This is a genomic window from Massilimicrobiota sp. An80 (assembly GCF_002159255.1).
Classification (GTDB): domain Bacteria; phylum Bacillota_I; class Bacilli_A; order Erysipelotrichales; family Coprobacillaceae; genus Allocoprobacillus; species Allocoprobacillus merdigallinarum.
In genome coordinates this window covers 14,380-34,872 of the sequence record NZ_NFHI01000028.1, presented here as the reverse complement: position 1 = coordinate 34,872, position 20,493 = coordinate 14,380, and the positions used below count along the sequence as shown (strand labels likewise).

Sequence of the window (20,493 nt, the reverse complement as noted above, 5' to 3'; positions counted from 1 at the left end):
GCTATGGCTTCTTCGATGATCCTGTTGAAAATCTCATCAAAAATTTCTGAATCTCCATATCTTCTGATATAGTTCTGTGACCAGGTTGAATAGTTTGGAACCTCATCATCAATGGACAACCCTAAAAACCATCTGTAGGCAAGGTTCACCTTTGTTTCTTCACATGTTCTTCTCATGGAATGAATACCAAATGTAAAGTTGATAAAAAGCATTTTAAAAAGTACCACCGGGTCAATACTTGGTCTGCCAAAAGAACTATATAAAGGTCTAACGAGAGGATATATGAAATTCCAGTCAATGGCTTCCTCAAGCTCTCTTACCTTGTGATCTGATGGTACTAATTCATCTATAGTACTCAAAATAAAGCTGTCATTTTTGCGATTGTTTAAACATGTCATTGCCATAATATTTTACCTCCAAATATGCATTTACATTATACCATATTTTCATGATATAGTGGTAAAATAAAAAGTCGTGGAGCTTCAAAGTTTGCATATTTGGAACGAAGTCATCCACGACAATAGATATAATACCATATATTTTTTTATTTGAAAACTAAAAGCTGTTGACTTTTTACTTTGTCAACAGCCTGAAATCAGCTTATAAAGCTGATTTTTTTGCAAAAAAAAGAAAGCCTTTCGACTTTCATTACTGTTTCTTTAAAGCTGTTCCAAAATGTAAAGCTATATATGCTAGTTCATGTTCATTAAATCTTTTATGATAATGTTCATTGACAATATCATTGAAAATTTCTGCACACTTATATTCTAATTGGAATTGAGCTTGAATTTTATCTTTTAATGGGTTGTTAGTGAGTTGATGATTGTTTTGTAAGCGATCTAAAGCAGGATAGAAGTGAAGTGTCATACCTGTATAGAATTCTTTGTTTTTTCTTAAATCTAATTGAAGATCGGCTTCAATACGGTTGATTGTTTCATTAATAATATCTTCAGTTTCATCATCACATAAATCAAACTCACAATTAAAATCAATATCTAACAGATTAATATTTGCTAAATACATAGTGACATATTGAATTTGATTTTCATCAATTTCAACATGAAATTGTTGATCTAACTGATCAATAATTTGTTTAGAAACACCATAATATTCATGACTTTTTAAATGATTAATCTGGCTTTCGCTTGTTGGAATATAAGTTCCATTGATTTCTCTAGAAATACATAAAGAAAGATGAATAATTAAGTTATCAAAAGAAACATCAGATATTTCAATAGTGTGATCTTGAATAACCTTTCTCACAATATTTTCAATGATTTCTTTTCTATTTTCAAATTGACTGTCTAATTCTATAACCATAATACCTGTACCTCGCTTTTCATATGATATATTATTTGAATTCAAAAGTCTACCATAAAAAAATTTTTTCTTAAAATGAAACATATACTTCAACATATTCACAATTTGTCATAAATCTTATAGGAAATCCCCATGAACCATAACCACTGGAAACAATTAATGAATGATGATCTTGTACCAATAAACCATAATCATTATCATAAAGCAAATTGGTAATGACATTTCCAGGAAAAATCTGTCCAGCATGTGTATGACCAGAAAGCTGAATATCAGCATATTTTTGATTTTCTTTATATCGACCAGGGTTGTGATCTAAAACAATGGTTGGTAGTGAACTATCCATATTTTCACAAATTGTATCTATGGAAGTTGAAGAATGTAAACTGACATCTTCTCGTCCTATTATATTAAACAGTCCATCAATACATACAAATTTTTCATTTAAATAAGTGATTTTGTATTTTTGATAAAGTTTTTGACTAGATAGAGAAATGTATTTTTCATGGTTACCATCAACTGCATAAATACCATATTTGCAATGAGCAGCAGATAATATTTTTAATGTTTGTTCGATATAGTCTTGAGGAGAATTTTCATCAAATATATCACCACCCAAACAAATGAGGTCATATTGATTTTGATTTAATGTATCAACAAGATTTTTGATTTGTTGAGGGCTTGTTCCACTACCAATATGAATATCACTTATAAAGGCTATTTTTAATGATGAAAGAGTCGTATTTTTAGGAATAGTGACATGGTAATCTGTGATCTCTTTATGAAAATGAGAGCTATATCCTAAACCAGTTATAGAAATAGATACAAGTAAAAGACATATTATAAAAAAAGAATGATGTTTATGATGAATGATATGACACCATAAATGATATAAACCAATCCATATAAAAAAACAAAAAGAGCATAGGATATAAAAATTTATTATATTGTTCCAAACAAACCATAAAGAGGATGTTGGTTGAAAAATGACTTCTATAAGAAGTGTTATGATGGCTATAAGTGTTAAAATAGATAAAGTATAACGCCAACTTTTTTTCATATGTTCAAATATACGAAGAAAATACAGAAAAGGTGTTATAATAAGAAATAGGGATAGGAGTGTATAAAATATAATCATCATAAAAACCTCTTTTCTTTTTTTACAAGTATAACATAATTGAACAAAAAATAAAGGTTGCTTTCAATGAAGTCATATGATAGTATTAAAAAAAGATAGAGGTGCAAGAGTTAAGAGTTCTTTTATCAATAGATGCAACTAAAAAGAAGGAGGAACGATTGCCGAAGGGATAATTATTTGCATGTGATTATTGCCTGGGGGTATAGAGAATATCTATATCACTGTCACTTTGTAATGAAGTGGTGTGCTATTGCCTTAATAAAATAATATTTATTATTGCAATGGTACCATTGCAATTTTTTATTTTAAAGAAGGTGGAAATATTGAAATTGATTGAATCAGATCATCATATTATTCAAGTTAAATTCATGAATGTAGAAAAGAATTCATTATTTGTTGGAGATATTTTTCAAACCATTTCTTCAATGAATGTCAATATAGATATGATTTCTGAAGTGATGTTAGAAGATGAAATGCGTATTGATTTTACATGTAGTCAAGATGATCAGAAAAATTTAGATCGTGCTTTATCGTTAATAAGATCAAAACATCCACGTATGCAAATTTATCAAAATAGACAAGTTGCGAAAATTAAACTGGAAAGTCATGAAATGAAAGATGAAGTAGGTGTTGCTGCAATGTTATTTACATTATTAGGGAAACATCAAATTCCTTTACTTCAAGTCACAACATCAGAAGTATCTATTTCATGTGTGATTCCATTGGAATATGTTGATTTAGCTTTGTCAGAAATTCAAAATGAATATAAATAGGAGGAAAATTATGGAACCAATTTTTGAAGGAAGTGCAGTTGCGCTTGTATTACCAATGTTAGATGATGGAAGTATTGATTATGATGGCTTTAAAAGACAAGTGCAAAGAATGATTGATGGTGGAGTACAAGCTCTTTTAGTGAATGGAACAACTGGAGAAACACCAACAATTCATATTGATGAAGAATTTGAATTAACAAAGATTGTCATGGAAATGACAAAAGGAACAGGTGTGAAAGTGATTGCGGGAGCTGGTTCAAATGATACAGAAACAGCTTTGAAAAAAGCAAAGTTTGCAAAAGAAGTTGGCGCAGATGCTATTTTAGTTGTAACACCTTATTATAATAAGACAAGTCAAAGAGGTTTAATTGATCATTATACTTATATTGCAGATCGTGTTGATATTCCAATGATTATATATAATGTACCAGGTCGTACAGGAATGAATATTGCAGTAGATACAGTTGTAGAACTTGCTAAACATAGAAATATTAAGGCTATGAAAGATGCAACTGATAATATTGCTTATGCTATGGATGTTTTAACACACACAAAAGACTTAGATTTTGATATGTATAGTGGTTGTGATGATAATATTTTACCGTTTATTGCTGCGGGAGGAAAAGGGGTCATTTCTGTTTTATCTAATCTTTATCCAAGAGAAACAGAAAAATTTGCTCAAGCTGTGCTACATGGTGATATGGATTTAGCTAGACAAATGGCATATGATTTCCATGATGTCAGCAAATATTTATTTATTGATGTCAATCCAATTATGCCTAAGGCTGCACTGAAAAAAATGGGTGTATGTGGTGAAATGGTCAGAAGACCATTAATCCCAACAACAGAAAAAAATAAACAATTATTATTTGATGCTATGGAAAGATTTGAAAAGAAGGGCTATTAATATGAATGTATTGGTTTATGGTTTTGGTTTAATGGGTAAAAAAGTAACGCAAGCAGTGAGAGATAACGCCCAAATGAATTTAGTTGGTGTTGTTTCTCCTGTCTTTGATGCGAAAATTGATGAAAAAATGTATGCATCTTTAAATGAAGTTCATGAAAAAGTAGATGCTATTATTGATTTTTCGCATCCAGATAATTTAAATGATATTTTAAAATTTGGTGTTAGAAATCATTGTGCACTTGTTCTAGCAACTACAGGATATAGTGAACAACAAATTTTACATATTGAAGAAGCATCTTCACAAATTCCTATTTTTCAATCATATAACACATCTTTTGGTGTTTCTATGTTAACAAAGATTGTCAAAGAAGTAGCGAAAGAATTTTATGAAAATGGATATGATATTGAAATTATTGAAAAACATCATAATCAAAAAATTGATGCACCAAGTGGAACAGCTAAACTTTTATATGATGTGATTCATGAAGATATTGAAGAGACAAAAGAAGTTTATGATCGTTCTACTGTTCATCATAAACGTGAAAGAAATGAAGTTGGTATTCAATCTGTGCGTGCTGGAACAATTTTTGGTGAACATAGTGTTTTATTTGCGGGACATGATGAAATTATTGAAGTCAAACATACAGCTTTATCAAAAGAAGTTTTTGTACAAGGGGCTATTTCAGCATGTTTGAAGATTGCTGATAAAGAAAATGGTTTATTTAGTTTAAAGAATTTATATTAAAGGGGAAGAACAATGGTTTTACAGACACAGTTTGCTCAAATTAGGGATCGTAGTTTATATATTGATGATGTCAATGCAATGGATTTAGTTAAAAAATATGGAACGCCACTTTATGTTATGAGTGAAGGACATATAAGACATCAATTTGAAGAATTAAAAACAAAGTTTTTAGATAAGTATGATAATGTTTTGCCATTATTTGCTTCAAAGTCATTTAGTTGTTTAGAGATATATAAAATTGCCAGTGAATATGGTATTGGTATTGACTGTGTGAGTGCAGGAGAGATTTCTATTGCCTTAAAAGCTGGTTTTGATCCTCATAAAATTTATTTCCATGGAAATAATAAACTTCCATCTGAAATAGATTATGCGATAGCTCATGATGTTGATCATTTTGTGATTGATAATTTTTATGAGATAGAATTAATTGAAAAAATAGCAACTCAATACGATAAAACCATTTATGCAACTGTAAGAGTTGTGCCAGAAATTAAAGCTGGTGGACATGGATATATTCAAACTGGACATAAAGATACAAAATTTGGTTTCAGTGCTAGAAATGGCATTTATTTAAAAGCTATCCAACAAATTGCCGATTCTACACATATTGAATTTGAAGGTATACATTGCCATATTGGTTCACAGGTTTTTGATTTATATGCTTATATCAGTGCTATGCATCGTTTTGTACGTTTTGCCTATGAAATATATGATCAATTAGGTATTATGGTGAAAAAGATAAATGCTGGTGGTGGATATGGAATTGCCTATACTAAAAAAGATGAACCACTAGAATTTGAAACAATCACTTCTGAAATCATGAATATTATTAAAGATGGTTATGATAAACGTGGTTGGGAAATGCCAATGGTACTTGTAGAACCAGGACGTTATGTTGTTGGTAATGCTGGAATTACATTATATACAGTAGGAGCAGTCAAAGACATTCCAGATGTTCGTACTTATATGAGTGTTGATGGTGGAATGACGGATAATATTAGAACAGCTTTATATGATGCACAATATGATGGTATTATCGTTAATAAAGCTTATGAACGTCGTGATACAAAAGTGACTGTTGCTGGAAAGGTTTGTGAATCTGCTGATATTGTTGTTAAAGACATTATGTTACCATATCCTGAACCTGGTGATATCTTTGCTCAATTTTCAACAGGGGCCTATCATTATTCCATGTCTTCTAACTATAATCAGTTACCAAAGCCAGCTGTTGTTTTTACATATCAGGGCAAAAGTAAATTAGTGATTAGAAGACAGACTTTTGATGATTTAATTACTTTTGATGTACAGGAAGACTATCAATAAGAGGAAGAAACATTATTCTTTCTCTTTTTTGATACTTTGTAAAAATGCATTCAAACTTTTATTTTGAGAGTTTTTATGCCAAATCAGATAAATATGGAATTGTTGAGAAAAGTCTTTTAAAGGTAAAAAGCAAAGATATTTTTGATAAGCATAATAATCTTCAACAAATTGGGCTAAGATAGCAGTATCCTGACTAATAGCTAAATGCATGAAAAGAGTATCTAAATCATGGCTTTTAAAATCAGGATGACTTGTATCCATAATCACATGTGTTTGATTTTTTATATCAAAATAGTCTAAAGAAGGATATGAAGATAAAATATGATTTTTATTCATAGCAACAACAAATGGATAAGAATAAATATGGAGATAATCAAACTGATCTTCAAAAGGAATAGGATCATGACCAACTCTAGCAGTAAATACACAATCGACTTTATGATTTTTTAACAGCTCTTCAATTTCTTGTCTAGAATCACGATAAAGCTGAATATCCATATGTTTATTGTGTTGATAAAAGTTCTGAATATTTTTAATCATAATGCAATGTTCAATACCTTTTAAATATCCAATTCTTAATTGACCAAAATTTTCATGATGTAAATATTGAATCATTTGATAACATTCTTGATTTGCTTCCAAGACTTTAAGAGCACTTTTTAAAAAGATTTTTCCTTGTTGAGTTAACTGAACATGCTTTTTGTTTCTTATAAACAAATGAAAACCAAGTGTTTCTTCTAAATGTTTAATATGATTACTAACAGCTGTTTGAGAAATAAATAGATTTTGACTGGCTTTTGTAAAGTTTAAAGTTTTAGAAACTTCGACAAAGCATTTTAATTGTTGGATATTCATAGAAAAACTCCTTTATTATAACTTTTAGTTATTATATTATATCATTTTTATATTAGAAAAACTTACTAAATTTCTGATTATCTTTTCATAAGCTGGTAAATGTCGGTATAGCCTGTATTTTAGGGCTTTATCGGCATTTTCCGTTTGGAAGATACATTGCAAAAGCTGGCATTTACCAGCATGAAAATGCAACCAAAAGTAGTAAATGAGTAGTACAATCACCGATTTAAGAAGCAAGAGCCAGCCTTTCAAGTTCTGCTTTTGCTGAATTGAAAGTACCGTGTGCGTAGTACCCTAATGTCATGGTGATGTTTGCGTGTCCCATGATGTATTGCAGGGTGTTCGGGTTCATTCCTTTGTTTGCCATGTTCGTGCAGTAGGTATGTCTGAATGAGTGTGGTGTGATGTTTGGTAGCTGGTCTTTATGTGTCTTGTTGTATTTCTTCACAAGCCCACGCAACATACTTTCATAGTTTCCAGCCACTTTAGGGAAGCCCTTTTGGTTTAGGAACAGGAAATTGCTGTAACCGCCTATGATGATAGGCTCTGCCTTTCCTCTGTTCTGTAACACTCTCTTAAAGGCTTGATAGGCTCTTTCTGTCATTGGAAGCTGGCGTTCTCCTTTTTTGGTCTTAGGCGTTTCAATGTAGTAGCCAATTTCGCTGTCTTTCAATAGCTGGTGGTCTACATTGATGATACGGTTCGCCATATCAATATGGACTGTCAGACCGCAAAATTCAGAAATACGAAGCCCCGTTTCCAGAAGAATAACCACTTCATCATAATACTTACTGTACGTCTTGTCCTGTTCCATAAAGGCAAGCATTTTTTCTTCCTGCTCTGGCGTGAGAATGACTTTAGGTTCTGAATTATCTTCCAGAACGTCGCTCAATTTGAAGCTGAAAGGATTTTTTCTGATACAGTCGTCCTCAATCGCCATATAGAATGACGCTTTCAGTGAACGCTTGTAGTTGCTAATCGTCTTGTAGGAAAAGCCATTCTCATACATTCGCATAGCCCATTCCTTACCGTCCGATAGCTTCACCGTATCAATGCTCCTTGCACCCAGAGGGTCGTTTTCCAGAATTTTCATAAGATACTGGCGACCTTTTTCTGTATTGCGTTTCACATTCTTTCTCTGGCTGTTCTTCTTTGCGTAGAGCTGGCAGACTGTCATTTTCCCGCCTATGGTATTGATACCGTCGGCAAGGTCTTTCTTAATCTGTTTTTCTTTTTCTCTCAACGACAAATCTTCACGTTTCCCAGCGGGTGTCTTGTCTGTCGGAACAAGTTTCCAAGCATACTTAAACTGTGGTTTCCCGTATATATCGGTATATTTGTAAACGTATCTTCCGTCTTTTCTCTGGCTCTCTCCAAGTCGTAAATTGCGTCCCTTATTGTCTTTTCTCTTTACATTAGACATAGTGCGAAGCTCCTTTCCGTCAAGGAATGAGCCGTTGATACGCTATACTTTATTATACCATATCTACGGCTCGCTGACATTAGATTTCATCCAATGTATCAATGATTTTTTCAAACTGTTTTCGCTTAATCTGCACACGGTTTCCATTCACAATCACCCAGCCAGCGTCGAGATTTTCTTCTGCCAGCTTACGCAATTTCTTTTCCCCGATACGGAAGTATTTTGACGCTTCCTCAATCGTCAGCGTGTACTTTTCCCAGATAGGCACATCAGTATTGTTCATCATATATAAGCACCCCCTTTACTGTGTGTCTTTTGGAAGCAGACAGACGGCTCTGGAAAAGCTCCGCTGGTATCTCAACCAATCTCATTCCTATGAGCAAAACCACCTCTGGGACGTATCATTATCCTGTGATACAGGTCATGGCTGAACGACTTTTCCAAAGGTCGCTCTCGGATCACTGCGTGAGTCGCTCGCTTTTTTTTGGAAAGGTCATGGCGTACAGTCCCCGTGGCTCGCTGTATCACAAACGTATCTGTCTGCTTTATTCAGTTGTCAAAGAACAGTGGCGAAAGCCATAGGCTCTCATGTGTAAAAGCAGAGGGCAGGACAGGAAAGAGGGGATTTCAACAAATCATGCCCTGCCATAATTGCTTTATTCTTCTGTTGGAACAATACCGATATCGAAATCTAAAATCATTTTGATAATAGCTTCTCTGATACGCCCTTTAAGCTCCATATCTACTACGATATAAACATTACCGTATTCATCATACAGAGGACGCAAACAGCATTTTGATATGTACGGGTCATAAAATGCCAGTATTCTTTCAATAGACTGTTCATTCCCGTCCACAGCAGATGAAATAAGTCGATAAGGTGGAAGTTTATACCCTTTTTTCATGTTTTATTCACGCTCCTTTGTCAGTGTTTTCTTTAAATTTTGTAAAGCTCTGCAACGATTTTTAAAAACTCCCGCTCTGGAAATTTTCTGTGCTTTTGCAATTTCTGTATCGCTCATTTCCAGAAAGTAGTACATCAGAAGATTTTCACGGTTACGTTCCGATAATTGCTTTAATGCTTCTGAGAGTTCTTCATCAAGCACTCGGATTTCAACACCGCATACCTCAAACACGGTATAGTCACTCATGTACTCGTCCCAAACAGCCAGCTTTTCAACAACGATTTCTGGAAGCTCACAGAAAGGAATTTCTTTATCTTTACGACGTTTTAATTCCTTTTTATAATTCCAGATAACACCCTTAACAGTGCGCTTTAGCTTACAGTCAAACTGACACTGGATTGTTTTTTGGAAGTCAGACGGTTTCATCATCTCACCCCCTCTCTGTCCAGACGTAAAAGGTATCTATCCCTCTTTCCGCCCCACATCGGTACAGGAGTGGGTGATTTGCTAACCTGTATAAGAAAGAAATTCAAAAAAACATTGAACTTCTCATAAATAACAAAAACAGTCAATCAGCACATGAATGTACCAACAGACTGTTTTTGTTATGTTTGCCATATGAATTTTTAACTCATTTTTAGGGTGTGCTGACTGGATAACCATTATAAGGCGGTTATTCAGTTGTGAATACTGGCGTATTCGCTGATACGCAATCATGGCACAACCCCCTTATCCAGAGCTGTACCGTGAGTACAAAAGAAAAGGACAGCTCTGGTTATCCAAAACCGTCCTAATTAGATTGAAAGACATGGAAAAAGATATTACCCTAGAACGGCTTTTTTTTATTTACCGTCAAGGTAATATTGATATGAATTATTAACACATGATATATGTAATTTTAACACATTCTAATCATGTGTCATGAAGTATAAACTCATGACAGGTGATTTAAAATGAGGAAAAAGAAAGACACGCACAGCTTTGATTTCCGTCCGCTGGGACTGGCAATCAGAGAAGCGAGAGAAAAAGCTGGGCTTTCCCGTAATGATTTAGGCGATAAGGTCTTTTACGGAGAACGTCATATCGCAGATATTGAGAATATAGGGAAACACCCCAGCTTCCAGTTATTTCATGATTTAGTGACCATGTTCCATATCTCTGTTGATGAATACTTCTATCCGCAGGAGAAAGCGGAAAAATCTACAATCCGCAGACAGATAGACGTATCTCTTGATGAACTGACAGATGAAGAACTCAAAATCATTCAAGGAACAATCGACGGTATCATGAAATACAAGGGGACGGGAAGCAAATAGGCTTCTCGTTTTCTTTTTCCTCTCATAAACTATCCTGCTGATCTGCTCCGCAGGAAGCAGGATAAGCATTTAAAACTTTGTTTTCTTTGTAATTGTGTAAATGTATTCTTCCGGTGTCGGTATTCTATTACCAAAATACTTTTTAAAACGTTCCTGTACTGCTGGTTCTTGACTATTCACAGCGTTGTCAATATTCTCCTGTATCTCGGCTCTAAACTCAGATAACGACACACCTCTAGCTTTTGCTCCAGCTTTTAAAATAGTTTTCATATCTCGTTTTTTAAGACCAATCATTTTGTCACCTCATTACCGATTAGATTAGAAAAGAATTTATAATCGCTATAACAGATTTATCAAATACGCTAACTTTATGCCTTGTTACTAAATTGATAGTATCGTTAATTGAAGTCAAGTTACCATTTTCCAAAAAAGCTCGGCAATTACACTCTAATGCAGTGATAATTTTGTCTAATGTCCAGCTTGAGGATAAAGCTATCCTATGAAAGATTGCACATTCTTGTAGCTCACTTAAAATAATATCTTTATCAGCGTCCATATCTAAAATTGCAATATTCTCTAAAGAGCCGTTGTTTATCGGGAGTAAATAATTCTGTATCTGTTGAAAAATCGCTAACCCTTGATAATCTGTAATATATTCAACGTTTAAATTTGTAAGAGAGAATACCTTAATCATTATTATCCTTTCATTCTGCGTTTAAAGATAATAACAGACGGAATGATAAGTAACAGAGCATATCCTAAAACCCATACAAGCTGTAATGGTATATCTGAAAAATTACCGTTTATTGCATAATTTACCGCATTTACCGCATGACTGAATGGTAATAAATCGCAGACCGTTTTGAATGTACCGCCAATCATATCCAATGATAAAACAGCACCACTTAAAAACACTGTTGCATTTACTAAGATTGTTCCAAATCCATTGACCGCATTATTTGTTGAAAGTACACTACCAATAAATAAGCCAAAACTGATAAATAATATCGCCACTGGAATTAAGGTCAAAATAGCTATAAAAATATTTATATTTAATTCTAATCCGAAGAACAGAGCTACACCAAAACAGCAAACAGCCTGTAAAATTGCAAGCGGAATTATAGGTATAGAATATCCTAAGATGTAATCAATTCCCTTCATAGGTGACGCAAATAATCGTGTTAGGAAAGAACTATTCCTATCTGTGGACATCAACGTACCTACAAAGGTACTTAGAAACGCCATTCCTAAAATCGTCATACTCGGTGCAAAATTTTGAACTTCAAATACATCAGCCATTCCACCGATACTTTCTTTCATCAGAGCTAACGCAATAATCAACAAAACAGGAAATCCGAGACACATGAGAATACTCATGGGATCTCGCACAATCTCTTTAAAATTACGCCCTGTAAAAATAGTAAATCTCATAATTCAGTACCCCTTTCTGTATACATCAAAAATGCTTCTTCAAAATTTCTAGCACCAGATACCTTGATAATTTCATCAGCCGTACCAAGAACCTGCACAACACCCTTATCCATAATACAGATACGGTCAGCTAATTCCTCTGCTTCTTCAAGATAATGTGTTGTTAAAATCAAAGTTAATTTTCCTTTCAATTTTTCCATTGTTCCCCATAATTCTCGTCTTGCTCTTACGTCAAGCCCGATTGTCGGTTCATCAAGGAAAAGAATTTTAGGATTACTTATCAACGCCATTGCAATACTTAATTTTCTTTGCCAGCCACCCGATAACTGTTTTGCTCTGTCATTTTTACGGTCAGTTAGTTCAAAAGTTTCCATGATTTTGTCGGCTTTTTCTCTTGCTTCCTGTTTAGAACTACCATGTAAGCGGGCAATCATCATCAGATTTTCTTTAACTGTCAGCTTTGGTGCAACGGCAGTTTCCTGTGGAGAAAGGTTGATAATATCTTTTACTTTATCTGCCTGTTTTCTCAAACTGTTTCCTAACATAAGGGCATCACCACTTGTTGGCTCTGTCAGACAGCTCAACATTTTAATAGTTGTTGTTTTTCCTGCACCATTTGAACCAAGCATTGCGAAAAATTCTCCTTGTTTGATATTAAGCGAAAGAGAATTAACTGCCGTTAAATTTCCATATCGCTTTGTTAAATCTTTAATCTCTATTGCATTCATTCTTTGTCCTCCTTTTGAAATGCCATTTGAAAAGCTTCATTACAACCGTCCATTTTCTGTAAGGCAATCCCTTTGTCTTTATCAGCAAGTAGCACTAATAGCTCGCCGATATGAATACCAAAGAAATCTCTTACCTCTTTAGGAATAAGAATTTGTCCTTTTGTTCCCACTTTTAAAGTGCCTAAATATCGCCCATTGTGGGAATAGTGTTCTGTAACATCTCTATCCACTATATTTCCTCCTTTTTTGGTATAACAAGTATTACTTGTTATACTTATATTAGCACCAGAAGAGTAAAACGTCAACAGAAAAGTATTACTTTTCTTACTCTTCATTAAAAGTCATAAAAAAGACGGTGCCGTAAAAGCACCGTCTTAATAATTTGATTTATTCTGACTTCGTAGGTGACTGTCCAGAGTTAAACACTTGTTCAAAAAAATCTTCGTAAACTTCATATTTTTGAACAGCGATACCTTGTTTTGCGTCCGCTAATAAGACCAAAGTATCCCCCGTACTGATATTTAACATTTCTCTTGCTTCTTTTGGTATAACAATCTGTCCCTTTGGACCTACTTTCACAGAGCCGACAAATTTATCATTCTTTGGTTTTTTGTTTTCATCAGACATGAACTCGCTCCTCTCTAAAACTGTATAACTTTTCCCACTTATTATACAACTCGAACGATTAAAAAACAAGAGTTGGTTTTACTCTATTATCTTCCAGTTACTATCCTTATGGAGCGTCAACTCATACTGTGATACCTGTGTCGCCTTTGTCTGGTTATCAATGAACTTCACCGCAACGCTTACTTTCACATTGTCGCCGTCAGCCGTGAATACAGGATTGACAAGCTCGGAAAAGAGATAGTCGCCGTTTATCGGTTCAAGGGCGTTTCCCTCTACATAGTAGGCAAGCTCCTTGTCCGTTGCGGTAGGGTACAGCTTGAAGAATGTTTCCAGAAACGCCGTAGCGTCATTTACCGTATCAGCGTCCACACTGTTGTCCGCTTCCAGTGCCTTTGGTTCATAATCGGATTTTTCCATAGCAGGAGCGAGGGTCGGGTTCTGGATAATCACCATATCCCCGTCAACGTCCACATGGACGGTCACGGTATAGGTTTCTGATACATTCCTTGTCTGGTCGCCCTCTTTTATCTGCTGATCTACTTCGTAGGTAACAGTAAAAGCGTTCTCCCCAGACTGTTCCACGTCCCAGATAAGTACGTCCGTGACCGTGGAGCTGGTCGGTATATCCGTTCTGACAGTATCAACATTCAAATCCTGCAATTCCTGTGTCAGATAAGCACTGATAGCCTGTGTCCTTGCCTCGATTGCTTCCTTGCTGTTGCTCCATGTATAGTAGGACTTCGCAAAGTTCTTGACGAAATTTTCTATGCCGGTGGTGTCATTCAAACGGAGCTGTATGGTTTCTATCTCATGTGTGGTGTGCTGGTCGATAGCGGTAAAATTCTTATACACACCGAAGCTCACGCTTGCGATAAGCACCACCCATAGGGCAATGACGGACTTCTTATGCGTTCCCACTTTCATAGTGCGGATTTTCTTTTCTTTTATCGGTTTTTCTTTTTTCTTGAACATGATATTTCCATTCCTTTCTATTGCTTAATTCTGCCAGCTCCGATAAGGTGCTGTTGCCAGTAGGAGCTTGTAAGGTCAGCGTAGCCTATCGGGTCGCCAGCGTGATACATCTGGTTATTTCCCACATAGATACCGACGTGGGTTACATACGTCCCCGCATTGTAGGTACTGTGGAAGAACACCAAATCTCCAGCCTGTGCCTGTGAAAGAGGGATATGCTGGGTAGCGTCATACTGTGCCTGTGCCGTTCTCGGTAAGGAAATGCCTGCCTTGCCATAGCACCATTGAACCAGCCCCGAACAGTCAAAAGAAGTGTTAGGATTGCTCCCGCCATATACATAGTCCCAGCCTTGATATTTCAGAGCTTCGTTCATTATCTTCTGTGCCAGTTCACCCGATACTTGACTGACAGTGAGATACTGGCTGACAAGCTCCACATAGAACATATTCCCGTACCCGTAACGCCAGCCACCGTTGCGGGCGACAGCGATAGGGTTCATATAGGTGACTTTCTTTCCACCCGACTTGTCACGGGCGAAATTCTCTGCCAGCGTGAAGCTGTGCTTTTTCCCATTCTTAGCTACATAGCCGATATAGCCACCGCCATAGTTATAGGACTGTACCACCACATTTATATCCTCTATGCCTTGATTTTCTGCTGAAGAAAGCAGGGACGCAAAATACTTGCACCCCTGCTTGATTGAGCTTTCTGTATCTAAGGAGTTAGGCGGTAAGCCCATGCTCTCGGAACTCTGCATAACGTCCGAACCTGTCCCGCCACTTTCCACCTGTATGATTGCCAGCAGATAGGGGACGTACTCGGATATGCCGTATTCCTTTGCGTATTTCTCCACCATAGGCTGATGTTTCAAGACCTCTGCGGATAGGTTCATTCCCGTTACCCATGAAGAAGAACCACCGCCCCCGTCGTCGTCCTCGGCACTGATAAGCACACCAAAGAAAAGCACTATCGCAAGAAGAAATGGAAACAGACTGCCGATAATGGCGAGATGTCTTAGTTTCATTTCTTACGTCCTTTCTTTTCTGTAGTGTTTATGGTTGCTTTCTTGACGTTTCGCTCTTTTCTGGTGGTCTGTCGGTTCAGCTCCACACCGTTAAGCCTTGTCCCGTGTTTCTGTGGTACAGGTTCATCAGATTTTGAAGCCAGCGGACGTTCCTTGACAGATTGTGGCGTGGTCGGCTCGGTATGTACCTTGTCGGTAGTGACAGGACGCTTGATTTCCTGCATTTTTCCTGTGTCTGTCTTAGAAGCGGTGACAGGTCTATCATGGGGACGGGTAGCTCCTGTTGTCGCTGATCCGTCCGTCGTTCTGCCAGCCTGTTTTGCTTCCTGTGCCTTTTGAAGTTCCATACGCTTGTCAGCGATATTCTGTCTGTGTTGTTGGAGCTTGTCGGCACGCTCGCTCTGTCTGGTTTCCTGCCCCTGCACAATGCCACGCTTGAAGTCAGACACATTTGCTTTAGCCTTTTCCTTTGCGGAGTGTACGGCATAGGCGGTCTGGGTCGGCATATCCTTGATATTCTCCTTGACAGCCGTTGCCTTGTCCTTGACCTTATTTTTCGTATCGAGTACCGCACCCACGGCTGAACCAGCTCGGCTTCCAAAAGAAGTATTTTCTCGGCGTTCTTTTCTGCCCGTACCAGCTCTGGCAGATTTTCCAGAACCGTCATTCATGGCTGTTCCGGCTACTGTACCAGCCACCGCACCAGCCACGCTTCCAGCACCGACAGCCCTTGCGATACGGTGTTCCATACGCCTAGCCCTGTGTCGCATGAACAGATACGGGCGACGGAATATCCTGCGTCCCATGCTCTGGCTGTCCCCAGCATTTAAGCTGAACATACTCATAAGGTCGCCCAGCTTCATGTAGATACCCGCAAAGCAGACTATCTGTAAGAACGCAATCATAAAGAACGGGTAATCGGTGGATATGTTATAAAACATACTGGAAATACTGAAAGCTACCGTGACAATGAGGGTAATTCCCGCCCTTGTCATAATCGTATTGAATACTCGCACAATTGCCTGTTTCGCCATGTTCTCATAGCTGGGTATCATGGAGAGCAGGAAGCTAATCGGCAGGAACATAGCGAAGATGATAAATAGTATCTGGGAAAATATCATCATGCCTGTGAGCAGGAATACGAATATCGTTATCCCCAGATTGAAGATAAGCAGGAAGAACACCATTCCCAGACGGTTGATGACCTGCGGTATCGTCAGATTGTCGTTGTCGTTATCCTCGATTTCCGTTTTCACCACGTCCTCACGGGTCGCCCCGTCGTCTGCTGACGGACTGACCGATACCAGAGCTTCCACACGGTCAGCTCCGATTTCCTCTATATCGCTGTTGCCAAATTGCAGAAGTAGCCACGGCTGTTGTACCTGTATGGAGAACAGGCTGTCCCTAATCAAGTCCACGCTGTCCTTTCCTTGACTGTCGCTGTCGGGGAGCATGATTTTTGTCCCCAAGTCCAGCGAAGCGGTACTTATATCACTGGAAAAATCGTTTATCTTCTTGATATAGTCGGGAGCGTAGGCGATAAAGGAAGCGGACACGATAAACACCACAACAAAGTTGATAACGGCGTGTAATGCCTTGCTGGTTTCTCTTTTTATCAGTCCCGTGTAGGCAACATAGATACCCACGATAAGGATAATGAGAAGCAGGAAGCCCACATAGAAGCCAGTGCTTCCAAAGCCGTTTTCCGTCACGCCAGCTAGGGTCTGTATGCTCTTTCCGATACTGTCTGCCATGTCGTTGATGAAATCCAGCTTATACGCCTGCTGGACGACGTACCCTGTGGCGTTACTTAGATACAAGCTGATAGTCCAGATAAAGTTGGTGATACAGTAAAGCCCGTATTGTACGGACTTTCCGATACCGTCCAGCCAGTTCCACGGAAGCCAGCCCCAGCTATTGTCCACATAGAAGTCAAGCTGGTAATTCTCCAAAGGGTACTGTGAATACAGGTTGTCCGCATTGACGGTATCATCAACAAGCCCCGTTGCATGAGCTACCGTACCGAACAGGGATAGGAACACGACAGAAGTAAAAATGACTATCAGAGCTATCTTAAAAAAGCGAAAGAGCTTCTTTCTTTTCAGAAGCCCTTTTATCCTTTCTTTCATCACTCCACCCCATTTCTCTGTATCGGCGGTCTGGTATCAAAGGCGTGCAGTAATTCCTCAAAGACAGGGTGTATCTGCACCACGCCCACACGTCCGTACAAATCTTGAAGCAAGCATTGTCCGTTCTCCAAGTCACGAAGCCTTTTCTGATTGTTCTCATCCTCTGGGTCGATACCGAAAAATTCTAAGGTCTGCTTTATCTCGTTTATATCCGTAGAACGAAAAGCGAATTTCAGACCGATATTGTTCTTCAAGCTCTCTTTGGACACGTCGCCAGAGGATTGCGTGACGAAATACACCCCTGCCTGCATAGCTCGTCCTGCACGCACCAGCTTGTTCGAGAGGGTTTCGCCCTGTGCCACATTGAGAAACGCCCACGCTTCATCAAGGTCAACAATTTTAAAAATGCTCCTGTCGCTGTGGATAAAGTCAAGGGCAAAGGTAGAAATGACAATCAGCATAGCCACGGACAGCAGTTCAATGGTCGTATATTCCTCAAAGGTCGTGTCTTTATCTGGCAAAACAAGGTCAGCAACCTGTATGATATTGAGCTGGTTGTCCAAGCTGATAGCGTTAGACACTGAACCGTCAGAGAACAGCAGATGTGCAAAGTCATAGTCCGTAAAGCTGTCGATATGGTCGGCAATGTTACGGGCTATCGCCGTGTCCTCTATGCGTAGCTCGTCTATCACATGGAGAAGTCCTCGCTGATCGCTCTGGGTCACGGCTCGCACCGCTTTTCTAAGGACAGGGAACTTCTCACCGTCCCTAGAGGAAATCCCCGTAAGGAATGTGAGAATGTCTATTGCCAGACTTTCAGCGTCTTTTACATTCTTCATAATCACGAACGGGTCAAGAAGCCCTGCATTTTCCTTATCGCTGGTAAGGTTTACGATATTGATTTCATGGGCTATCTCTGGAAGTGTTTCTTTCCAATTGCCACGCTCGGATTTAGGGTCAAGAATGACCGCCTGCCCGCCGAACAGGACGGAATAATAGACGATAAGGTTATTGCAGAATGATTTTCCACCGCCCAGCGAACCGACAAAAGCGGAAGCCAGAGCATTTGTAACCGTACCTTTCACACCTTGACTGGCAAGAGAGGGTTGCAGATATACATTTCTTCCCGTGTCCACGGAATAGCCGATATAGATACCTGTATTCTCGCCAAGCTGTTGCGTCGCACCAAATCCAAGACCAGCCAAGAAGTCGGATTTCACATACTGCACATAATCATTGATATAACGCTTGCTGGCAGGAAGAAATTCAGAGTGAAGCCCCAGCATATCCCCAGCGGGACGAACTAATTTTACATTGAGGTCGTCGTAAAAGTCCTTGACCTCATCACAGCGTCGTTTCAGCTCGTCAAGGTCGGGAGCTGATACCCTTATCACATAGGAAAGTTTATACATACTTTCCTTGCTCTGGTCTAAATCGGTTTCCAGCTCGTCCACGCTGTCTAATGCGTCCACCACATTTGAGCTTGTTTCGCTTCCAGACTGATAGGCGTGATTGTCCAAGTCTTTCAGCTCTTTCTTCTTGTTACGGACAGTCGATAACGCTTTTCTGTTTCCCACGATTTCCACATTCATAGAAGTGTCCACGGGAAAGGTGAACTGCTGTTGCTGGAAATAGAAGATTTCCGACGACGGAAAATCCAGCTCGCCCACAATGGCATTGACGGTAAAGTAGGACACAAAGCTCTCGCTGTCCTCATGTTCCAGTCGCAAATATCGCTGGCTTTCTTCTATCAGACAGCGGGTCGGACGGATAAGGTCGTACTGCTTGATAAGCGTTGTCTTTTTCAGCTTCTTCTTTGGAAGCGAATACTCATAGTCCTCATACGCCACGCCGTCCCTGCCGTAGATATGCTCGATAAGATAGCCGAAGTCGTTCTTGTCCAAGCGTCGGAACTTGAAACGGCGGGAGATTTTATTTTCCAGCAATTTCTCCATTTTCATGTAGCGGTTGATTTCATCATCTGGCATGGAGATAAAGTCATTCATCAGCGTATGGTTGACCTCGTTCAAGAACTCTTTGAATGTCATAAAAGCTGACTTCTTCATGCTGTCCAGACTGACTTTTTCCTCGGTCACAATGAGCTTGAAGCCGATAAAAAAGCAGTAGTCCACTTGATTGTCGCCAATCATGGAAACAAGGGCTTCCGTCTGTTCATCTATCTTCTGTATCGCCACATCACGAAGTCGCCCCGTCACCAATCTTTTTGACTGCTCCTGTATGCTTCTTACGGAGCTTTCCGTCGCTATCTGCAAGGCGTGTATCTTCCCCTCACGGGACTGTGCGATAAGCTGACGGAAGCTGTCATGGACGATAAATTTCTGTTCCGCTGACAGAAAAGAATAGTTATACGGTATCAGCTCATAGTAGGCGAATACCTCATTGTCCTTGTTCCAGACAAGGTTGTTGTCGATATACTTAATCGGGAACATACATCACACTCCTAACCGCCGTGACAGGTTCGCTGAACACTTCTTTTTCCAGCTTCACGGCTTTTCCTGCATAGGTCACTTTTGGTCGCAGGGCAAATGTAATCTGCGATTTCAAGAAGCTGTAAGGCTTCTTGCCGTCAAAGGTTTTTTGGCTCATGAACCATGTGAGGGCAACGGGAATACCGAAGTATTTTAAAAATGCCCCCTCGATAAGCGATAACGGCGGTAAGTCCCCTAAGAGAATGACGACAAACTCCGTGATGACAAACCACGTTATCTGGGTAAAGGTAACGGGAAACGGGAGAGTAAAATCATTGATTGCGTATAAGACTTTCTCCACGTTCCAGATACCCGTGTAGCTCTTAATCTTCTTCAATTCGTTTCAGCTCCTTTCGTTGTAATGGAAAAGGACAGCCGTTTTTCAGACTG

The 20,493-nt window shown here is 38.5% G+C and carries 23 protein-coding genes, 1 pseudogene and 1 riboswitch; of the genes and pseudogenes, 5 read left to right on the top strand and 19 right to left on the bottom strand.

Features of this window, described 5'->3' with window-relative positions:
- The 3 genes from B5G32_RS08780 to B5G32_RS08770 form a co-directional block, all read right to left on the bottom strand.
- Positions 1-404, bottom strand: a 404-nt coding sequence (locus tag B5G32_RS08780; RefSeq protein WP_204209678.1) for a transposase, incomplete at its 3' end; no start/stop codon positions are given.
- Positions 405-648: 244 nt separating this feature from the next.
- Complete coding sequence (locus tag B5G32_RS08775; RefSeq protein ID WP_087936430.1) at positions 649-1,320, bottom strand: BglG family transcription antiterminator; 672 nt, start codon at positions 1,318-1,320, stop codon at positions 649-651.
- A gap of 70 nt (positions 1,321-1,390) precedes the next feature.
- The gene (locus tag B5G32_RS08770) at positions 1,391-2,377 is read right to left on the bottom strand and encodes a metallophosphoesterase (RefSeq protein WP_158094002.1); all 987 of its coding nucleotides are present in this window, start codon (positions 2,375-2,377) and stop codon (positions 1,391-1,393) included.
- Between the two features lie 166 nt (positions 2,378-2,543).
- Positions 2,544-2,713: riboswitch (Lysine riboswitch) on the top strand.
- 56 nt (positions 2,714-2,769) lie between these two features.
- On the opposite strand from B5G32_RS08770, the gene B5G32_RS08765 reads away from it, so the two are divergent.
- The 4 genes from B5G32_RS08765 to lysA are packed head-to-tail and all read left to right on the top strand — an operon-like array spanning position 2,770 to position 6,203.
- Positions 2,770-3,228 carry an ACT domain-containing protein gene (locus tag B5G32_RS08765; RefSeq protein ID WP_224759514.1) on the top strand — a complete coding sequence of 153 codons (459 nt, stop codon included), beginning with the start codon at positions 2,770-2,772 and terminating at the stop codon, positions 3,226-3,228.
- Between the two features lie 10 nt (positions 3,229-3,238).
- Entirely contained in the window at positions 3,239-4,135 is an 897-nt protein-coding gene (dapA, locus tag B5G32_RS08760; RefSeq protein WP_087936428.1) for a 4-hydroxy-tetrahydrodipicolinate synthase, read from the top strand.
- A gap of 1 nt (position 4,136) precedes the next feature.
- Positions 4,137-4,880: a 4-hydroxy-tetrahydrodipicolinate reductase gene (gene dapB, locus B5G32_RS08755; RefSeq protein ID WP_087245841.1), complete on the top strand. Its 744-nt coding sequence runs from the start codon at positions 4,137-4,139 to the stop codon at positions 4,878-4,880.
- Positions 4,881-4,892: 12 nt separating this feature from the next.
- A complete protein-coding gene (gene lysA, locus B5G32_RS08750) occupies positions 4,893-6,203 on the top strand; it encodes a diaminopimelate decarboxylase (RefSeq protein ID WP_087936427.1) in 1,311 nt (436 codons plus the stop codon).
- A 12-nt stretch (positions 6,204-6,215) separates the two neighbouring features.
- Here the strand turns inward: lysA and B5G32_RS08745 are convergent, their stop codons facing one another.
- The 5 genes from B5G32_RS08745 to B5G32_RS08710 form a co-directional block, all read right to left on the bottom strand.
- Entirely contained in the window at positions 6,216-7,058 is an 843-nt protein-coding gene (locus B5G32_RS08745; RefSeq protein WP_087936426.1) for a LysR family transcriptional regulator, read from the bottom strand.
- Positions 7,059-7,284: 226 nt separating this feature from the next.
- Positions 7,285-8,481, bottom strand: coding sequence for a tyrosine-type recombinase/integrase (locus tag B5G32_RS08735; protein ID WP_087359432.1), 1,197 nt, complete (start codon positions 8,479-8,481; stop codon positions 7,285-7,287).
- A gap of 79 nt (positions 8,482-8,560) precedes the next feature.
- Positions 8,561-8,764 carry an excisionase gene (locus B5G32_RS08730; protein ID WP_021421702.1) on the bottom strand — a complete coding sequence of 68 codons (204 nt, stop codon included), beginning with the start codon at positions 8,762-8,764 and terminating at the stop codon, positions 8,561-8,563.
- A gap of 373 nt (positions 8,765-9,137) precedes the next feature.
- On the bottom strand, positions 9,138-9,386 hold the full coding sequence (locus B5G32_RS08715; protein ID WP_087359434.1) for a helix-turn-helix domain-containing protein: 249 nt from the start codon (positions 9,384-9,386) through the stop codon (positions 9,138-9,140).
- 3 nt (positions 9,387-9,389) lie between these two features.
- Positions 9,390-9,815, bottom strand: a complete 426-nt coding sequence (locus B5G32_RS08710; protein WP_479684587.1) for an RNA polymerase sigma factor — start codon at positions 9,813-9,815, stop codon at positions 9,390-9,392.
- Between the two features lie 524 nt (positions 9,816-10,339).
- On the opposite strand from B5G32_RS08710, the gene B5G32_RS08705 reads away from it, so the two are divergent.
- The gene (locus B5G32_RS08705; RefSeq protein WP_032509185.1) at positions 10,340-10,702 is read left to right on the top strand and encodes a helix-turn-helix transcriptional regulator; all 363 of its coding nucleotides are present in this window, start codon (positions 10,340-10,342) and stop codon (positions 10,700-10,702) included.
- A gap of 69 nt (positions 10,703-10,771) precedes the next feature.
- Here B5G32_RS08705 and B5G32_RS08700 read toward each other — a convergent pair whose 3' ends face one another.
- The 11 genes and pseudogenes from B5G32_RS08700 to B5G32_RS08650 all read right to left on the bottom strand — a co-directional run bounded on the left by B5G32_RS08700 (position 10,772) and on the right by B5G32_RS08650 (position 20,440).
- Positions 10,772-10,996 carry a hypothetical protein gene (locus B5G32_RS08700; RefSeq protein WP_087359438.1) on the bottom strand — a complete coding sequence of 75 codons (225 nt, stop codon included), beginning with the start codon at positions 10,994-10,996 and terminating at the stop codon, positions 10,772-10,774.
- A gap of 19 nt (positions 10,997-11,015) precedes the next feature.
- Complete coding sequence (locus B5G32_RS08695; protein ID WP_087359440.1) at positions 11,016-11,396, bottom strand: hypothetical protein; 381 nt, start codon at positions 11,394-11,396, stop codon at positions 11,016-11,018.
- Between the two features lie 2 nt (positions 11,397-11,398).
- Positions 11,399-12,133, bottom strand: a complete 735-nt coding sequence (locus tag B5G32_RS08690; protein WP_087359442.1) for an ABC transporter permease — start codon at positions 12,131-12,133, stop codon at positions 11,399-11,401.
- Positions 12,130-12,861 (bottom strand): ABC transporter ATP-binding protein, encoded by a 732-nt coding sequence (locus B5G32_RS08685; protein WP_087359444.1) that lies wholly within the window; start codon positions 12,859-12,861, stop codon positions 12,130-12,132. Before B5G32_RS08685 ends, B5G32_RS08690 begins: the two co-directional genes overlap by 4 nt.
- Positions 12,858-13,091, bottom strand: coding sequence for an AbrB/MazE/SpoVT family DNA-binding domain-containing protein (locus B5G32_RS08680; RefSeq protein WP_201311777.1), 234 nt, complete (start codon positions 13,089-13,091; stop codon positions 12,858-12,860). Before B5G32_RS08680 ends, B5G32_RS08685 begins: the two co-directional genes overlap by 4 nt.
- A 157-nt stretch (positions 13,092-13,248) precedes the next feature.
- The gene (locus B5G32_RS08675) at positions 13,249-13,488 is read right to left on the bottom strand and encodes an AbrB/MazE/SpoVT family DNA-binding domain-containing protein (RefSeq protein WP_087359448.1); all 240 of its coding nucleotides are present in this window, start codon (positions 13,486-13,488) and stop codon (positions 13,249-13,251) included.
- Between the two features lie 78 nt (positions 13,489-13,566).
- Entirely contained in the window at positions 13,567-14,460 is an 894-nt protein-coding gene (locus B5G32_RS08670; RefSeq protein ID WP_087936424.1) for a conjugal transfer protein, read from the bottom strand.
- A 17-nt stretch (positions 14,461-14,477) separates the two neighbouring features.
- Positions 14,478-15,485, bottom strand: coding sequence for a bifunctional lytic transglycosylase/C40 family peptidase (locus tag B5G32_RS08665; protein WP_087936423.1), 1,008 nt, complete (start codon positions 15,483-15,485; stop codon positions 14,478-14,480).
- A gap of 134 nt (positions 15,486-15,619) precedes the next feature.
- Positions 15,620-17,614: pseudogene (locus tag B5G32_RS08660) on the bottom strand (CD3337/EF1877 family mobilome membrane protein); the annotation flags it as partial.
- Complete coding sequence (gene tcpF / locus B5G32_RS08655; RefSeq protein ID WP_087936421.1) at positions 17,614-20,064, bottom strand: conjugal transfer ATPase TcpF; 2,451 nt, start codon at positions 20,062-20,064, stop codon at positions 17,614-17,616. The gene tcpF and the pseudogene B5G32_RS08660, both read right to left, overlap by 1 nt.
- Positions 20,051-20,440, bottom strand: coding sequence for a conjugal transfer protein (locus tag B5G32_RS08650; protein ID WP_087360547.1), 390 nt, complete (start codon positions 20,438-20,440; stop codon positions 20,051-20,053). Before B5G32_RS08650 ends, tcpF begins: the two co-directional genes overlap by 14 nt.
- Positions 20,441-20,493: the final 53 nt, after the last annotated feature.

Excerpts from the sequence above, each read along its gene's own strand:
- B5G32_RS08705 (WP_032509185.1), top strand. The coding sequence starts at position 10,340 with ATGAGGAAAAAGAAAGACACGCACAGCTTTGATTTCCGTCCGCTGGGA.
- dapB (WP_087245841.1), top strand. The coding sequence starts at position 4,137 with ATGAATGTATTGGTTTATGGTTTTGGTTTAATGGGTAAAAAAGTAACG.
- B5G32_RS08715 (WP_087359434.1), bottom strand. The coding sequence starts at position 9,386 with ATGAAAAAAGGGTATAAACTTCCACCTTATCGACTTATTTCATCTGCT.
- dapA (WP_087936428.1), top strand. The coding sequence starts at position 3,239 with ATGGAACCAATTTTTGAAGGAAGTGCAGTTGCGCTTGTATTACCAATG.
- B5G32_RS08690 (WP_087359442.1), bottom strand. The coding sequence starts at position 12,133 with ATGAGATTTACTATTTTTACAGGGCGTAATTTTAAAGAGATTGTGCGA.
- B5G32_RS08710 (WP_479684587.1), bottom strand. The coding sequence starts at position 9,815 with ATGATGAAACCGTCTGACTTCCAAAAAACAATCCAGTGTCAGTTTGAC.
- B5G32_RS08670 (WP_087936424.1), bottom strand. The coding sequence starts at position 14,460 with ATGTTCAAGAAAAAAGAAAAACCGATAAAAGAAAAGAAAATCCGCACT.
- B5G32_RS08700 (WP_087359438.1), bottom strand. The coding sequence starts at position 10,996 with ATGATTGGTCTTAAAAAACGAGATATGAAAACTATTTTAAAAGCTGGA.
- B5G32_RS08665 (WP_087936423.1), bottom strand. The coding sequence starts at position 15,485 with ATGAAACTAAGACATCTCGCCATTATCGGCAGTCTGTTTCCATTTCTT.
- lysA (WP_087936427.1), top strand. The coding sequence starts at position 4,893 with ATGGTTTTACAGACACAGTTTGCTCAAATTAGGGATCGTAGTTTATAT.
- B5G32_RS08685 (WP_087359444.1), bottom strand. The coding sequence starts at position 12,861 with ATGAATGCAATAGAGATTAAAGATTTAACAAAGCGATATGGAAATTTA.
- B5G32_RS08695 (WP_087359440.1), bottom strand. The coding sequence starts at position 11,396 with ATGATTAAGGTATTCTCTCTTACAAATTTAAACGTTGAATATATTACA.
- B5G32_RS08770 (WP_158094002.1), bottom strand. The coding sequence starts at position 2,377 with ATGAAAAAAAGTTGGCGTTATACTTTATCTATTTTAACACTTATAGCC.
- B5G32_RS08675 (WP_087359448.1), bottom strand. The coding sequence starts at position 13,488 with ATGTCTGATGAAAACAAAAAACCAAAGAATGATAAATTTGTCGGCTCT.
- B5G32_RS08745 (WP_087936426.1), bottom strand. The coding sequence starts at position 7,058 with ATGAATATCCAACAATTAAAATGCTTTGTCGAAGTTTCTAAAACTTTA.
- tcpF (WP_087936421.1), bottom strand. The coding sequence starts at position 20,064 with ATGTTCCCGATTAAGTATATCGACAACAACCTTGTCTGGAACAAGGAC.
- B5G32_RS08730 (WP_021421702.1), bottom strand. The coding sequence starts at position 8,764 with ATGAACAATACTGATGTGCCTATCTGGGAAAAGTACACGCTGACGATT.
- B5G32_RS08735 (WP_087359432.1), bottom strand. The coding sequence starts at position 8,481 with ATGTCTAATGTAAAGAGAAAAGACAATAAGGGACGCAATTTACGACTT.
- B5G32_RS08775 (WP_087936430.1), bottom strand. The coding sequence starts at position 1,320 with ATGGTTATAGAATTAGACAGTCAATTTGAAAATAGAAAAGAAATCATT.